General features: G+C 68.0%; 16 protein-coding genes. 6 read left to right on the top strand and 10 right to left on the bottom strand.

The window, feature by feature from the left end; all coding sequences use genetic code 11:
- Window positions 1–71: 71 nt before the first annotated feature.
- Both ppa and KUV67_07455 read left to right on the top strand, forming a co-directional pair.
- On the top strand, window positions 72–608 hold the full coding sequence (ppa, locus tag KUV67_07460) for an inorganic diphosphatase (GenBank protein ID MBY6204716.1): 537 nt from the start codon (window positions 72–74) through the stop codon (window positions 606–608).
- The gene (locus KUV67_07455) at window positions 608–1543 is read left to right on the top strand and encodes a class I SAM-dependent methyltransferase (protein MBY6204715.1); all 936 of its coding nucleotides are present in this window, start codon (window positions 608–610) and stop codon (window positions 1541–1543) included. Before ppa ends, KUV67_07455 begins: the two co-directional genes overlap by 1 nt.
- Here the strand turns inward: KUV67_07455 and KUV67_07450 are convergent.
- A complete protein-coding gene (locus KUV67_07450; GenBank protein MBY6204714.1) occupies window positions 1540–2388 on the bottom strand; it encodes a sulfotransferase in 849 nt (282 codons plus the stop codon). The genes KUV67_07455 and KUV67_07450 overlap by 4 nt on opposite strands.
- Window positions 2385–3284, bottom strand: a complete 900-nt coding sequence (gene prmA / locus KUV67_07445; protein ID MBY6204713.1) for a 50S ribosomal protein L11 methyltransferase — start codon at window positions 3282–3284, stop codon at window positions 2385–2387. The genes KUV67_07450 and prmA overlap by 4 nt, the downstream gene beginning before the upstream one ends.
- 107 nt (window positions 3285–3391) lie before the next feature.
- Between prmA and KUV67_07440 the strand changes: the two genes are divergently transcribed.
- Both KUV67_07440 and KUV67_07435 read left to right on the top strand, forming a co-directional pair.
- The gene (locus KUV67_07440) at window positions 3392–3784 is read left to right on the top strand and encodes a hypothetical protein (protein ID MBY6204712.1); all 393 of its coding nucleotides are present in this window, start codon (window positions 3392–3394) and stop codon (window positions 3782–3784) included.
- Window positions 3785–3824: 40 nt separating this feature from the next.
- Window positions 3825–4040, top strand: a complete 216-nt coding sequence (locus KUV67_07435) for a hypothetical protein (GenBank protein MBY6204711.1) — start codon at window positions 3825–3827, stop codon at window positions 4038–4040.
- Between the two features lie 304 nt (window positions 4041–4344).
- On the opposite strand, the gene pepN is transcribed toward KUV67_07435, so the two are convergent.
- Window positions 4345–7020 (bottom strand): aminopeptidase N, encoded by a 2676-nt coding sequence (gene pepN / locus KUV67_07430; GenBank protein MBY6204710.1) that lies wholly within the window; start codon window positions 7018–7020, stop codon window positions 4345–4347.
- A 41-nt stretch (window positions 7021–7061) separates the two neighbouring features.
- On the opposite strand from pepN, the gene KUV67_07425 reads away from it, so the two are divergent.
- On the top strand, window positions 7062–8036 hold the full coding sequence (locus tag KUV67_07425) for a pyridoxal-phosphate dependent enzyme (protein MBY6204709.1): 975 nt from the start codon (window positions 7062–7064) through the stop codon (window positions 8034–8036).
- Window positions 8033–8500, top strand: coding sequence for a histidine phosphatase family protein (locus tag KUV67_07420; GenBank protein ID MBY6204708.1), 468 nt, complete (start codon window positions 8033–8035; stop codon window positions 8498–8500). Before KUV67_07425 ends, KUV67_07420 begins: the two co-directional genes overlap by 4 nt.
- Here KUV67_07420 and KUV67_07415 read toward each other — a convergent pair.
- The 7 genes from KUV67_07415 to KUV67_07385 form a co-directional block, all read right to left on the bottom strand.
- A complete protein-coding gene (locus tag KUV67_07415; protein MBY6204707.1) occupies window positions 8476–8970 on the bottom strand; it encodes a GAF domain-containing protein in 495 nt (164 codons plus the stop codon). The two genes, KUV67_07420 and KUV67_07415, sit on opposite strands and share 25 nt — an antisense overlap.
- 42 nt (window positions 8971–9012) lie before the next feature.
- Window positions 9013–9609, bottom strand: a complete 597-nt coding sequence (locus KUV67_07410) for a DUF938 domain-containing protein (GenBank protein ID MBY6204706.1) — start codon at window positions 9607–9609, stop codon at window positions 9013–9015.
- A 127-nt stretch (window positions 9610–9736) separates the two neighbouring features.
- Window positions 9737–11920 carry a type IV pilus secretin PilQ gene (locus tag KUV67_07405; protein MBY6204705.1) on the bottom strand — a complete coding sequence of 728 codons (2184 nt, stop codon included), beginning with the start codon at window positions 11918–11920 and terminating at the stop codon, window positions 9737–9739.
- A 77-nt stretch (window positions 11921–11997) separates the two neighbouring features.
- Complete coding sequence (locus KUV67_07400) at window positions 11998–12549, bottom strand: pilus assembly protein PilP (protein MBY6204704.1); 552 nt, start codon at window positions 12547–12549, stop codon at window positions 11998–12000.
- Window positions 12549–13172 carry a type 4a pilus biogenesis protein PilO gene (gene pilO / locus KUV67_07395; protein ID MBY6204703.1) on the bottom strand — a complete coding sequence of 208 codons (624 nt, stop codon included), beginning with the start codon at window positions 13170–13172 and terminating at the stop codon, window positions 12549–12551. Before pilO ends, KUV67_07400 begins: the two co-directional genes overlap by 1 nt.
- Window positions 13169–13759: a PilN domain-containing protein gene (locus KUV67_07390; GenBank protein MBY6204702.1), complete on the bottom strand. Its 591-nt coding sequence runs from the start codon at window positions 13757–13759 to the stop codon at window positions 13169–13171. Before KUV67_07390 ends, pilO begins: the two co-directional genes overlap by 4 nt.
- A complete protein-coding gene (locus KUV67_07385) occupies window positions 13759–14787 on the bottom strand; it encodes a pilus assembly protein PilM (protein ID MBY6204701.1) in 1029 nt (342 codons plus the stop codon). The genes KUV67_07390 and KUV67_07385 overlap by 1 nt, the downstream gene beginning before the upstream one ends.
- Between the last annotated feature and the right edge of the window lie 228 nt (window positions 14788–15015).

Raw genomic sequence — 15015 nt, 5'->3', positions numbered from 1 at the left:
CGAGCCGCGGACGGCACACCGGATTCAACCACCAGTCATCGACCAGCCAAGGACCAGGAAGCCGAGCCCGCATGAACGTCAACCAGATTTCCGCCGGCGAGAATCCGCCCGACGACTTCAACGTCATCATCGAGATTCCGAACGAGGGCGAACCGGTCAAGTACGAAGTCGACAAGGACACCGGCGCGATCCACGTCGACCGCTTGCTGGCGACCTCGATGCGCTACCCGTGCAACTACGGCTTCATTCCGAACACCCTGGCCGAGGACGGCGATCCGGTCGATGTCATGGTGTTGATCCGGCCGAAGCTGATCCCGGGTTCGGTGATCCGCTGCCGGCCGATCGGCTACCTCGAGATGAGCGACGACGCCGGGCGCGACGTCAAGATCGCGGCGCTGCCGATCGACCGGATCAGCCCGCTGCACGAGGACATCCGGAGCATCGACGACGTGGCCAAGTTCTCGCGCCGCCAGATCCGGCACTTCTTCGCGCACTACAAGGACCTGGAGATGGGCAAGTGGGTCGAGGTGCTCGGGTGGCACGGCCCGGACGACGCTCGGCGGGAGATCCTGGCCGGCATCGAACGCGCCGCCGGACGCTCGCGCTGATGGCCGAACTGACCTATCGCCAGAAATGGGACCGCTGCGCCGCCGACGACAAGAAGGCGCTGGAAGCGGTCGACAATTCGGCCAGCGAACAGGTCGCGCGCACGACCGGTGAGTTCGTGGCGCGCCAGCTGACGTCCGCACTGCAGATCTCGGCCGACGACACGGTGCTGGAGCTCGGCTGCGGCGCGGGCCGGATCGGCCGCCAGGTCGCGCCGCGGTGCGGCCAGTGGATCGGCGTGGACATCTCGCCGAACATGATCCGGGTCGCCGGTCAGCGCCTCGCCGACCACGAAAACGTCCGGCTCGAACTGCTCGAGCGGACCCGCCTCGACATGATCGACGACGACAGTGTCGACAAGGCCTACACCGTGGCCGTGCTCTGCCACATGGACAAGGAGGACCTGTTCCTCTATCTGCGCGAGATCGCGCGCGTGCTCAAGCCCGGCGGCCGCGCCTACCTCGAGACCTGGAACCTGGCGGACCCGACCGGCTGGCAGCGCTGGATGTACGAGGTCGAGTTCTGGAACCGCTCCGACCAGCAGGGCCGGAAGGACGTCGCCCGCAACCAGTTCTGCGTACCCGAGGAGTTCCAGCTGTATGCCGACCGGGCCGGCCTGCAGCCGCTGACCTGCTTCCGGGATTCGCCCTGGGTGCAGATCGTTGCCGGAAAGTCGCTGGACGCCGCCTCGGTCGAGACCGAGCGGACGCGGCTGGCCGCCGAACGTGCGGCGATCGCCTACAGCCCGATGTTCGGTCGCCTGTTCCATGACACGGTCAAGGTGATCTACGGCGACCGGCACCCCCGGGACGTGCTCGCCGAGATCGACGCACTGCCCACCTGTCCGGAAAAACCGCTGTTCGCCGATTTCGTTCGAGGCCTGTGGGTCGACGAGCCCGAGCGTTTCGGGCCGATGCCCGGGAGCGGCGAGGGCTAGACGTCGCTCGGCCAGGACGGCCAGCGCGCGAACGCCGGCTCGTCGCCGGCCAGCAATCCGGCCAGGCGCGCCGTATCCGGCATGAACCGCCGGCGCAGCGTCGCCAGCGTGGCCGAATCGACCAGCCGGATCCAGCGGCGACCGTCCCGGATTCGCTCGGGGCCTGCGCAGGCGTCCACGCCCGGCTGGCCGGCCTCGACCCAGATCCCGTCCTCGCGGGTTTGCCGCTGCAGTCCGGCGAACACGCGCTGATCGACACCGGTCGTCGTCGCTGCCCGGCAGCCCAGGAAGTCGCAGGCACGACGAAGCAGGTCGGCCGGCGGCGCTTCGTCCGGCGACGGCAGCACGCACATCCGGTCGCTCCCCACCACCTCCAGCCACCGCTCCAGGTGGGCGCCGTACCGGCCGATATCCAGCAACCCCAGCCCCTCGGGCGCTTCGAGCAGCGGCACGCGCACATCGAGGCTGCCGAACGCGATGTGGTGCAGATAGGCCGAGATCGCACGCTCGACCGGGTCGCGCAGAAGCACGATGTAGCGGGTCCCGGTTCCGAGCGCGGCATCGATCAGGCCCGGAAGGTCGCGCGCGAAATCGGGATTGTCGGTCGAGCGGCCCGTGGTCCAGAAATAGCTGGCGCAGGCATCACCGACGCGGACGCCGGGCGGCGCGGCCGCGAAGCGCGCGAGGTAGTCCGCGGCCGGCGTGGTGCCGGGGTAGCTGAAGTACTCGAAGTCCTTGTCCGAAGGGAGATACAGCCCGGGTTGTTCGCGCAGCCGGGCGTGCAGCCAGCTGGTGCCGGCCTTCTGCGCGCCGATGATCAGGAAGTCGGGAAGCCGCTCGCTCACGTGACCCGGTCACCGGCTGCAGCGAAGTCGAGGCGGACCCAGTCCTCGCGCGTCGCTTCGCCGGACGGGCGCAGCCGCTCGCGGTAGGCATCGCATACGCCGTCGGCCTGGTCGGCCAGGATGCCCGACAGGGCAAGCCGGCCGTCCGGCGCGACCCGGCCCGCGATGTCGTCGACCAGCTCGACCAGGGGCCCGGCCAGGATATTGGCCAGCACCAGCCCGGCCGTGCCGCTCGGGGCCTGCTCGGGCAACACGGCCACGATCCGATCGGCCACGCCGTTGCGCTCGGCGTTGTCGACGGTGGCTTCCAGCGCCTGCGGATCGTGGTCGATCGCCAGCACCCGACGAGCGCCCATCAGGGCCGCCGCGACGGCGAGGATGCCGGACCCGCAGCCGTAATCGACCACGTCGACGCCCTCGACCGCCTGGCCGTCGAGCCATTCCAGACACAGCGCGGTGGTCGGGTGGGTGCCGGTGCCGAAGGCCAGCCCCGGGTCGAGCCGGACCACGACCGGCCAGTCCGGATCCGGCTCCACGTGCGACGGGCAGACCCAGATCGATTCGCCGAAGCGCATCGGCTCGTAGCGATCCATCCACGCCCTCACCCAGTCGCGATCGGCCACCGGCTCGAAGCTCGCTGCCTGCGCCCCTCCCTCCAGCACGCCACTGCCGGCCAGGGAGAGCAGGACCTGGTCGCTGTCCAGACCTTCGGGCAGCAACGCCTCGATCACCGAGTCGTCCCACAGGGGCGTGTCTCCGGGACCGGGCTCGTGCAGCGGCTGGTCGCCGGCGTCGGTCAGCGTGACCGCGGCAGCGCCCAGCGACCAGAGCAGGTCCTCGGCCTCCTCGAGTCGATCGGGCGCGGCGCGGAATCGCAGCGTGCGGTAGGCATCCATGGTCGAAGCATAGCGCCGCGGCAGATGGAGGACCACGGGCCGTCCCGCTTGCATTCGCCACGAACGACCCCATTCCTGAACACTGGACCGAAACCACGGGCGCCGCCATGACGGATGACAACGCCGAACAGCTCCGCTTCGATACGGACGACCTGTACCGGATCGATACCTTCACCGACCAGCGCACCGGCTCGATCCGCCGTATGACGCCGGTCGACGCGGACGGCAACGTCGACGCGTCGCGCCCCGTCCGCTACGTCGGCGAGGCATCGGCCATGACGCCGGCCGGCACCCTTCCGCTGAGCTTCGAACTCGAGGGCGACAGCCTGTCCGAAGCCGCGAAGGGCTTCGCGGAGGGCGCCGAACAGGCATTCAAGGAAACGATCGAGGAGCTCAAGCGGATGCAGCGCGAACAGCAGGGCTCGATCATGGTGCCCGGCCAGGACGGCGGGAAGATCGAGATGCCCGGCGGCGGCTCCGGCGGTTCGATCAAGTTCTGATCACGACCGCTCCGATCCGTTTCCGCGAGGGACGCCCCGCATGAGCAAACGCACCCACGACGTGGCCGGCTTCACGCTGGTCCTCGACAAGATCGTGATGGTCTCGGGCCTGTTCGAGGCCAAGAACAACGAGGGTTGGGCGTTCAACGTCCGGCTCGTCTCCGGCGCCCGGGTCGCGGTCAAGAAGCCCGACCGCAACGCCGCCGTCCTCGAGCGCGAGCTCCTGATCAAGGCCCTCAACACTCACGATCCCTGATCTTCGAACGCTGCGGCCAGAACCCGAATTGACCGCGGATGAACGCAGACGAACGCGGATAAGGGCAAGAAGACTGCAGCATCGGTCGAGGTTGCTCCGGATCCTTCGTTGTCCCGGATTCTTCTTCGACTCCCCTCGGAACGAGCGAATGGAAGGGCGGCGCCCCGTTCCCCCGTTCCTACTCCGGCGCTCCACCTGCACGTCGGCGGCGATCACGGGCTCTCGCGCCTCCCGACTGCTTTTTCAATCTGCGTTCATCTGCGCCCATCGGCGGTAAACATTCTCCTTTCAAGTCTCCGGCCCCTCATCCCTGACCGGGCCGTCCGTCGCGCTGGAGGGCGGCGGTGGCGATCTCGTCGACGTCGGGGCTGAGACCCGGTCGCGCCTTGATCGCATCGAGCTCGGCCTTCATGGACGCCGAGCGCTTCGGGTCGAAGTCGCTCCAGCGATTGAACACGCTGACCAGCCGGGCGGCGACCTGCGGATTGATTCGATCGAGCGTGCGGATGGCCTCGCCGACCAGCGCGTGCCCGGCGCCGTCGGCGCGATGGAAGGCCACCGGGTTGTGCAGGGCGAACGCACCGACCAGGGCACGCACCTTGTTCGGATTGTTCAGGGAGAACGCCGGGTGCGCCATCAGCGTTTTCACTCGCTCGACCGTCGACGGGTCGGCGACCTGCGCCTGGACGGCAAACCACTTGTCCATCACCAGCGGATTGTCGGCGTAGCGCCGCTCGAACTCGTCGAGCAGCGGCTCCGCTTCGTTGCGCCCCGCCTGGACCAGGGCTGCCAGCGCACCGAAGCGATCGGTCATGTTGTCGGCGCGATCGAACAGGCGAACCGCCCGCGCGACCGCCGCGCCGTCGGGGTGCGCCACGCGCAGCCGCAGCGCGGCATGGAAAAGGCTGCGACGCGCCACGTCGTCCGGCGCAAATCGCCACGGACCGCGCGGCAGGCCGTTCTGCAGGATTGCGTCGAGTCGACCGGCCATCCGCTCGGCGAGATTGTGACGAAGGGCGGTACGGGCGGAGTGGATCAGGTCCGGATCGACCGGCGACCGATCGCGGGCGATGTCGGCCTCGCTGGGCAGTTCGAGCAGCGCGGCACAGAGCGCCGGGTCGGCGTCGGCATGATCGAGCAGGTGTTGCCACGCTGCCCCCAGGGGCCGGACCGCGGGCAGCGATCCATTGTTGTCGATGGCCTCGTGCAGGATCCGGCTCGCCAGCCGGCGGCCGGCCAGCCAGCGGGCGACGGGGTCCGGGTCGTGCGCCAGCAGGCAGCCGAGGTCGTCGTCGCTGGGCGAGTCGTCGACCTTCACCGGCGCAGTGAAGCCGCGAAGCATCGAAAGCACCGGGCGTGCGCGCAGGCCTTCGAAGCGGAACCGGGCGGTTTCCTCCTTGAGCTCGATGCGATGCGAGGTGGACGCCGGCGCGCCGTCGAGCGGAAGCGACAGCGGTTCGCCGTCGGCGGTCAGCAAGCCGAATTCGAGCGGAATCTGCAGCGGACCCAGGCCTCGATTGTGTTCGTGTTCGGGCAGGGATTGACGTAGTTCGACGTCGAACGTGCCGTTATCTTCGTCGAACTCGCTCTTTACATGCAGGGTAGGCGTGCCGACCTGGCGGTACCAGCGCTCGAACTGATCGAGGTCGGCATCGTTGGCGTCGGCCATCGCCCGGCGGAAATCGTCGCAGGTCACGGCCTGCCCGTCATGGCGCTGGAAGTACAGGTCCATGCCCCTGCGGAAGCCGTCGTCGCCGAGCAGCGCGGCATACATGCGAACCACCTCGGCGCCCTTTTCGTACACGGTCGCGGTGTAGAAGTTGTTGATCTCGACGTACCGCTCCGGGCGGACGGGATGCGCCATGGGCCCGGCGTCTTCGGTGAACTGGCGGGCCATCAGGTCGCGTACGTCCTGGATGCGCTTGACCGAGCGCGACTGCATGTCCGACGAGAACTCCTGGTCGCGGTAGACGGTCAGCCCTTCCTTCAAAGTCAGCTGGAACCAGTCGCGGCAGGTCACGCGATTGCCGGTCCAGTTGTGGAAGTACTCGTGCGCGATCACCGACTCGATGCCCTCGTAATCGGTATCGGTGGCCGTTTCCGGGTCGGCAAGCACGAACTTCGCGTTGAAGATGTTCAGGCTCTTGTTCTCCATCGCGCCCATGTTGAAGTCGTGGGTCGCGACGACGTGGTAGACATCGAGGTCGTACTCCAGGCCGAAGCGCTCCTCGTCCCAGGCCATCGCCTTCTTCAGGCTGTCGATGGCGTGCTGCAGGCGACCGAGGTTGGCGCGCTCGGAATAGAATTTCAGCGCCACTTCTTTCCCGGATACGGTCGTGAAGCGATCCTCGACGCAGCCAAGGTCGCCGGCCACCAGCGCGAACAGATAGCTGGGCTTCGGATGCGGGTCGTCCCAGGTCGCGAAATGCCGGCCGCCTTCGAGTTCCCCTGCGTCGACCCGGTTGCCGTTGGCGAGGAGCACGGGGTAGCGATCCCGGTCGGCCTCGAGACGGACGCGATAGGTCGCCATCACGTCGGGCCGGTCGGCGAACCAGGTGATCTTTCGGAAGCCCTCGGCCTCGCACTGGGTCAGCAGGCTCGGGCCCGACCGGTACAGCCCCTCCAGCGCGGTGTTGGCGGACGGATGGATCTCGACCGTGGTCTCGATCCGCGCCCGGTCGGGCACGCCGTCGATGGCCAGCGTCTCGCCGTGGATGGCGTACTCGTCGGCGGCGAGCCGCCGCCCGTCGACCGCGACGGAAAGCGTTTCGAGGCCCGATCCGTGCAGAATCAGGGGTGCATCGCCGGAATCGGAGGCCGTCCCGGACGCCGCGCTCCGGCGCACGGCCAGGATCGCGTCGACGCGGGTGGTGTCGGCATCGAGCGCAAGCGTCAGCTCGACCGTCTCGATCCGCCAGTCCGGCGGGCGATAGTCGAGACGCCGGATCGGAGTGCGCGGAGAATCGCCCTTGAGCGCCATGGTCAACCTCGGGGGAACAAAGGACCCGGTAGTATACGAACATGTCTACCGCCAACGACCAAAGCGACGCCGGTCCCGCGCCGGCCGACCCCGGTGCCGCGATGGAGCTGCTGCGCGATCGCGTGGTCCGGACCCCGGTTCTGGTCGATCCTGCGCTGGACGAGCTCACCGGCGGGCAGCTGTTCTTCAAGGCCGAGCACCTGCAGCGGACCGGTTCGTTCAAGTTCCGGGGCGCATCCTTCGCGGTTGCGCGGCTGGCCGAGGGCGTGCAGGGTGTGGCGACCCATTCGTCGGGCAATCACGGTGCGGCCCTGGCCGCTGCCGCGCGCGCCCGCGGGCTGGGGGCACACGTCGTGATGCCCGAGAACGCGGTGCGGACCAAGGTCGAAGCGGTCCGCGAGCACGGCGGCATCGTGCACTTCTGCGCGCCGACGCAGGCGGCTCGCGAGGCGGGCCTGGCCGACCGGGTGGCCGAGGGACTGGTCCCGATTCCACCCTACGACCACGACGACATCATCGCCGGCCAGGGAACCGTCGGCGTCGAGCTGATCGACCAGGTCGATCGGCTCGACGCGATCGTCGCGCCGATCGGCGGCGGCGGCCTGTTGGCCGGAATTGCCCGAGCAGTCGCGGAGTCGGGTCGGACGATCGAGGTGATCGGAGCCGAACCGGCCGGCGCCGACGACGCCGCGCGATCCCGCGCGGCCGGTCGCCGGGTCGACGATCACTCGCCGCGCACGATCGCCGACGGCCTCCGAGCCCTGGTCGGTCACCGCAACCTCGCGATCCTGGAGGCGCGCGATGTGCCGATCCTGACCGTTTCCGAGGCCGCGATCCGGGACGCGATGGTGGCGCTCTGGCATCGCCTGAAGCAGGTCATCGAACCGTCCGGAGCCGTCGCCTACGCGGCGGTCGCCGCCCATCCCGAGCGCTTCGCGGGGCGCCGGGTCGCGATCGTTCTGTCCGGCGGCAACCTGGACGTCGGCGCGTTGCTCCATGGCCTGCCGAGCGCATGAGCGGGCGGATCGTCATCCTGGTGCGCCACGCGGAGGCCGGCCCGCCCGGTGCGGGCCAGGGCGATATCGACCGCGGCCTGACCCGCCGGGGGCGCGCGCAAGCCGATCAGCTGGGCCGCTGGCTTGCGCTGCGCGAGGGCATCGCCGAACTACCGGTCAGCGTCTCCCCGGCGCGACGCACGCGGGAAACCGCCGAACGAGCGCTGGCCGGATGGCACCGCCGCACGGTATCGACCGAGTCACGCTTGTGGAATGCATCGCTCGGAATGCTGCTGGACCTGCTCGGCGACGCGACCGGTGATCGGCTGCTGATCGGACACAACCCCGGACTGGAGCAACTGCACCGCGCCTGGACCGGCATGCTGCTGCCGATTTCGGTCGGCAGCGCGCACGTCCTCGAGCTCGACGCCGACGGCCGGGCGAGGGCCCTGGACCGGTTTCAGCCGTCCTTCGACGACGACTGAAGCGAAGCAACGTAGATCGCCGCCAGCGCTTCGAAGCCTGCCTGATCGGCGGCGTCGAAGCGATCCGGCGTCGGGCTGTCGACATCGAGCACGCCGAGCAACTCGCCGTTGCGGATCAGCGGCACGACGATTTCCGAGCGTGAATTGACGTCGCAGGCGATGTGACCGTCGAACGCGTGAACGTCGGCAACGCGCTGGGTCGTGCGCTCGACCGCAGCAGTGCCGCAGACCCCGCGGCCGAAGGGGATCCGGACGCAGGCCGGCAGGCCCTGGAACGGCCCGACGACCAGTTCCTCACCCTCGGCGAAGTAGAACCCCGCCCAGTTCAGGTCGGCCAGCGAGTGGAAGATCAGCGCCGACAGGTTGGCCGCGTTGGCCAGCGAGTGCGTCTCGCCGTGCAGCAGTGCACGGGCGCGATCGAGGAGTTCGTCCCAGCTCTCGACCGGGGTGAGGGGTTGGTCCAGATTCATCGGTGTTCAATTCTCCTGCGTGGGCGGGGTGCCGGATCGGAATCAATCGTAGATCAGGATGAAATTGTTGGCCGGCATCGCGATGTCGGCGACCCGGCGCAGTCCCGATTCCGCCGACCAGCGATCGACGTCGTTGACATCGCGCAACGCCGAGCCGACGCCCCGAGAGCGCAAATCTACGTCGAAGCGCCGGTTGCTTTCCGAGGTGTGCCGACCGTCCCGCATGAACGGTCCGTACAGCACCAGCCGGCCCCCGGGCACGAGAACTCGCGCGGCGCCCGAAATCAGCGCCCGGACCGCCGGCTCCGGCGCGATATGGACGACATTGGCGGCGAACACCGCGTCGTAGCCGGGCTCGGGCCAGTCCGTTTCCGTCCGCACGTCCAGCGGCGCCGCTTGCCCGAGACCGGGCCGCTCCAGTCCTTCGAGGCCTGCGACCAGCGTGGCCAGCTCGGCCGGCACGGTCGTCGGTGTCCACGACCAGCCGGGCTGCCGGGCGGTGAAGTACGCCGCGTGTTGTCCCGTGCCGGCCCCGATTTCGAGCACGCGCGCCCGCTCCGGCAGCGCGTGGCGCAGCACGTCGAGGATGGGGCCGCGATTGCGGTCGGCGGCCGGCGAATGAGGACGGTCGGGTCTCATCGAGGGACAAGAGGTCCGATTCATGCGACGACTCGAAACCATGTGCGGGCCCCCGGGGAAAAACAAAAGGCCCGGGGCGCGAACGCCCCGGGCCCGATCCGGATCGGCTCCGGCGATTCGGGATCGATCAGTCGACCCGAATCTGGTCGTCGAGGATGTTCGGCGTGATGAAGATCAGCAGTTCACGCTTTTCGTCCTGCGTTGCGCGACGACGGAACAGCGTCCCCAGCACGGGGACGTCGCCCAGCACGGGCACCTTTGTGGTGTTGAAGTTGCGCTCTTCCTGGAAGATGCCGCCGAGGACCAGGGTCTGGCCGTTCTCGACCAGCACGCTGGTGCCGAGTTCGCGGGTGTCGATCGACGGCACCGACCCGCCGCGGCCGGTCTGGAAGATCTCGCCGACCGTATCCTGCTTGATCGCCAGCGCCAGCTGGACCCGGTTGTCGGGCGTGATCAGCGGCGTGACGCGCAGCTCGAGCACGGCTTCCTTGAACTCGACCGAGGTCGCGCCGGCGGTCGTTGCTTCTTCGTAGGGAATTTCCACACCCTGCTGGATGAACGACTCCTGGCCATTGGCCGCGATCACGCGCGGCGTGGAGATGACCTCGCCTTCGCCCTGCGCTTCGAGCGCCGACAGTTCGAGGTCGAGCAGGAAGTTGCTCGCCAGGAAGCTGATGCCCAGGGCACCGGCCGGGTTGGAGACCGGCAGGTTGACGTTGAGGCGATCTTCGAGCGTCGGCACGGCGATGCCGCCGGTACCGACCGTGATCGGGTCGCCCGGTTCGGCATCGGCCAGGAAGTTCGGCCGACCCGGACGCTGGCCGAGCAGCGTGCGGCGCGCCAGCGCCACGTTGCTCATGCGGTCGGTCGCGAGGTTGGACCCGGACAGGGACAGGATCTTGTTGTCGACCTGGCGGTTGCCGGTGACGCCGAAGCGAACGCCCAGCTCGTGGTTGAAGTCGGACCGTGCGATGACGATCCGCGACTCGATCAGAACCTGGCGAACCGGCCGATCGAGCTCGGCGACCAGGTCGCGGACCGCTTCGATCTGCTCGGCCGTATCGGTCACCAGCAAGGTGTTGGTGCGCTGGTCGATGGTGACCGAGCCGCGCTCGGACAGCAGGCCGACGCCGCCTTCGCCGCCGGACTCGACCGAGGCCTGGATCAGGTCCGCCAGCGCCTCGGAATCGGCGTAGCTGACCGGGATCATCACGGTGCGCAGCGGCTCGAGCGTCTGCCGCTCCTGGCGGGCGCGCAGGATCTGCTGCTCACGCGCTGCGATCTCCGCGGTCGGTGCGACCCAGCGCACGTTGCCGGACTCGCGCATGTCGAGGTTGCGGGTTTCCAGCACGATGTCCAGCGCCTGATCCCAGGGCACGTTGGTAAGGCGCAGGGTCAGGTTGCCGGTCACCGAATCGGAGACCACGATGTTGAGGTCCGAGATGTCTGCGATCAGCTGCAGCACGGAGCGGACCGCGATGTCCTGGAAGTTAAGCGTGATGCGCTCGCCCGTGTATTCGCGGTCTTCGAAGAATTCGAGTTCGCGTGCGACCTCGGCTTCCTGGACCGGGCGGGCGACCTCGATCACGAGCTGGTCGTCGGTCTGGTAGGCGAGGTGGGTGTAGGCACCATCGATGTCCAGATTCAAGCGGACGTTGTCGCCCCGCGCTTCCGGCGTGATGAACTGGACCGGCGTGGCGAAGTCGGCCACGTCGAGGCGCTGCATCATGTCCGCAGGCAGGTCCGTATTGAACAGCGTGACCCGCAGCTGGCCGGCGCGCTCGTCGACCGAGATGTCGACTCCGGACTGGGCCAGATCGACCAGGACCCGGCTTTCACCGTTGTCGCCGCGGCGGAAGTCGATGCCTTCGATATCGCCGCCGCTGCCGCCGCCGGAACTGCTGGCCATGGCGGGCCGGCTGGCGCCGGCGCCACCGGCGTCGAGCGCCAGCACCACGCGGTTGCCGTCGACCTCGACCTCGTAGCCGACCTGGCGGGAAAGGTCCACGACCAGGCGCGTGCGGTCACCGGAGGACAGGGCCATGTAGCTCTTGACCGGGCCGACGCCGACCGCATTCTGACCGCCCGGAACGCTGCTGGACGTGTCGGGAAGCTCGAGCACGATCCGCGGCGGCTGGTCGGTGGTGAACACCGTCGGCTCGGCGCCGGACTCGTCGGTCGTCAGGATGAAGCGCAACTGGTCGCCGTCGTCGCTGACGCGAACATCGGTGACCGTTGCCGCGCCAACGTGGCCGGCCCAGAGCCAGATCACTCCGGCCAGCAGTACCGAGATGCGCTTGGTGCAATTCATAATCGGGCTCCCTGTTGCGTTCCCTGCTTGGCTGTTCATAACTCGAATTCTCGTTGCTGGATTCATGGCGGTCACCGTTACTGGACGGCGTCGTCGCCCAGGGCGATCGACGCATTGCGTTCCATCCAGCCATCGGCGCCGTCCGGGACCAGCTCGACAAGCTGGATCGACCCTTCGGTCACCTGGAGGATGCGGCCATGGTTCTGGCCCAGGTAGTTGCCTTCCCGGACACGATGGATCGTGCCCTCGGTATCCGCGACCAGGCCGAACACCTGGTCGTCGAGCTCGATCGTGCCGACCATCGACAGCGCATCGAGCGGGAACCGCTCGAGGAACTCACGGCGCCGGTTCGGATCGGGCCGCGGCCCGGTGTATTCGCCGCTGCTCGTTTCTTCGCCGCCCTCTTCGGCCGCGCGCTCCCGGCCGGGCCGGAGGAACGGGTCCCGCAGCTCGTAGGCGGAATAGGTCACCGGCTCGGTCGTCTCGACCGTCGGAATGGGTTCGACCGGTCCCGGCGGGCGATTCAGCGTCTCGGCGACCCACTGCTCGAGATCGCGCTTGTCGCGTCCGCAACCGGCCAGCACCACCATCGCAGCGAGGCCGAGGACAAGAGTGTGTTTCGCACGCATCAGGAATCTCCCTCCAGCAGCCTGTCGGTTTCCTCGCTGTCGTCGAGGTAGCGGTAGGTGGTGACGGTTCCCTCCATCCGCAGCACGCCGGGCTGGCCCTCGACCGGCTCGAGCGCGATGTCGCGCATGGTCAGGATCACGACTCGCGACAGTGAGGCCACGCCGCTGACGAAACTGCCGAACTGGTGATAGGTGCCGCTCATCCGGATGGCGATGGGCAGCTCGGCGTAGAAGTCCTTTAGCACTTCGGCCCGGGGCTCGAACAGCTCGGTCTCGATGCCGGAGGCCAGCGCGGTCTGCGAGATATCGACCAGCAGGTCGGGCATCTCGGTCTTGCTCGGCAGCTGGCGGAGCAGGCTGCGCAGCATCACCCGCATTTCCTCGAGCTGCTGTTCGTAGACCGGCAGCAACGCCGCCTTGCGTTGCTTGTCCTCGAAGTCGGCGCGCAGCTGCGTTTCCTGGCGCTCCACGCTCTGCAGCTGGGTGCGCTGGTCCTTGACGATGAACCAGTACCCGGCGCCGAGGATGGCCGCAACGATGACGATCAGCAGGAACGCCTTTGCGCCGCTCGATGCGTTGCCGAGATCGTTGAAGTCCAGATCGCGAATTTCCTGAAGATTCATGGTGCGCTCGCCTCCCGGGATTCGTTGCTTTCGTCGTTGTCGGGCGGAGCGAGTCGGACGTTGACCGCGAAGCGGTACGGCAGCTCGCGATCGGTCTCTTCGGCTTCGGCCTCGACGATCCGCAGCGTCGGCTCGTGCAGGAACGGCGACGCCTCGAGATTGCGCAGGTAGGTCGAGACACGCGCGCTGGACTGCGCGGTTCCGTCGATCGTCAGCTGGTCACCGACCTGGCGCACGCTGATCAGCCGGATGCCGTCGGGCACGGTCCGGACCAGCTGCTCGAAGAGGTGGACCATCAGGGTGCGATTCGACTGCAGGTCCTCGATGACTTCCTTCCGGTTGATCAGCTGGCGGCGGGTCTCGTCGAGCTGGTCGATCCGCGCGATCTGGCGTTCCAGCTTGGCGATCTCGGCGCGCAGGTAGTTGTTGCGCGCGTTCTGGCCGTCGATCTGGGCGTCGAAATACCCCTTGACCAGGAAGACGGCGAGTGCGGCGAGTGCCGCGACCACGGCCATCAGGATCAGGAAGTTTCTCTGCCGATCCTGACGCTGTTCCTCGCGCCACGGCAATAGGTTGATTTGGCGCATTATTCGACTCCCCGCAACGCCAGCCCGGTCGCTGTCACCAGCGACGGCCGGATGGACTCGAGGGCGCTCGCGCTGATGCGCGGCGCCAGCTTCAGGTTCTTCAGCGGATCGGCGAGTTCGGCATTCATGCCCAGTTCGCCGGACACCGTTTCGGGCAGGCCGGAAATGGCTGCGCCGCCCCCGGCCAGGTACAGGGTGCTGATGCTGGCGTAGTCGCGGCTCGACGAGAAGAACTGCAGGGCGCGGCCGATCTGCTGGATGATGTTCTGCCGATAGGGCTCGAGGACTTCATCGTCGAACCCGGCCGGCGGCTCTTCATCGCGCTTCCAGAACTGGGCCTGCTCTTCGTCGAGGCCGTAGCGCCGCATCGTCTCTTCGCGCAGTTCGCGACCGCCGAAGGGATGATCGCGGTAGTAGATCGAACGCCCGCCGCGCAGCACGTTGAGCGAGGAGCGGACGTCGCCGATGTCGAGCACGGCGATCACCGTGGAGTCGTCGATCCCGTCCCGCTTGCGGACCAGCTCGAAGGCGTTGGCGATCGCGAAGGCCTCGACATCGACCACCCGCGCGGTCAGTCCGGCCATGTCCGCCACCGCCTGGCGCGTCTCGACGTTCTCCGTCTTCGAGGCCGCGAGCAGCACCTCGACCACATCGGCATTGCGCGCCGACTGGCCGATGACTTCGAAATCCAGGCTCACCTCGTCCCGGGGATACGGGATGTACTGCCCGGCTTCGATCTCGATCTGGCCCTCGATCTCGTCCTCGGCGAGGTCCCCGGGCAGGTGGATGATCTTGCTGATCACCGCCGAGCCCGAGACCGCCATGACGCAGTGCTTGGCCTTGCTGCCGCTGCGCTTGACCGCGTTGCGGATCGCCGCACCGACATCGTCGACCTTGTTGATGCTGTGCTCCGCGTAGGCGCCCTCCGGGAGCGGCTCCACCGCGAAATGCTCGACGCGGTAGCTCGAACCGGCGCGGCCGAGCTGCAGCACCTTGACGCTGCTTGTTCCGATGTCCACCCCGATCATGGGCGGCGCTGATCGTTTGAATATGTTCAAGACCGTTCCCCGGATGTTGTTTGTTCGGTACCGAAACTGCCGTCGAGGCCCGTGGTTCGCCCCGCACGTCGATGACTCGCTCCCCCTTGGATGGCTCCCGCGCGATGCCCGCACGGCAGGCCGGCTCCCCCGGCGGCCTGGACGGCTCCGGCGAATCCGCCGGACCCTGCATGGTTTTGGACCATAATCGTGGATCGT

This window comes from Halomonas denitrificans (genome assembly GCA_019800895.1).
Classification (GTDB): Bacteria; Pseudomonadota; Gammaproteobacteria; order Xanthomonadales; family Wenzhouxiangellaceae.
This window is presented reverse-complemented; position numbering and strand designations above follow the sequence as displayed.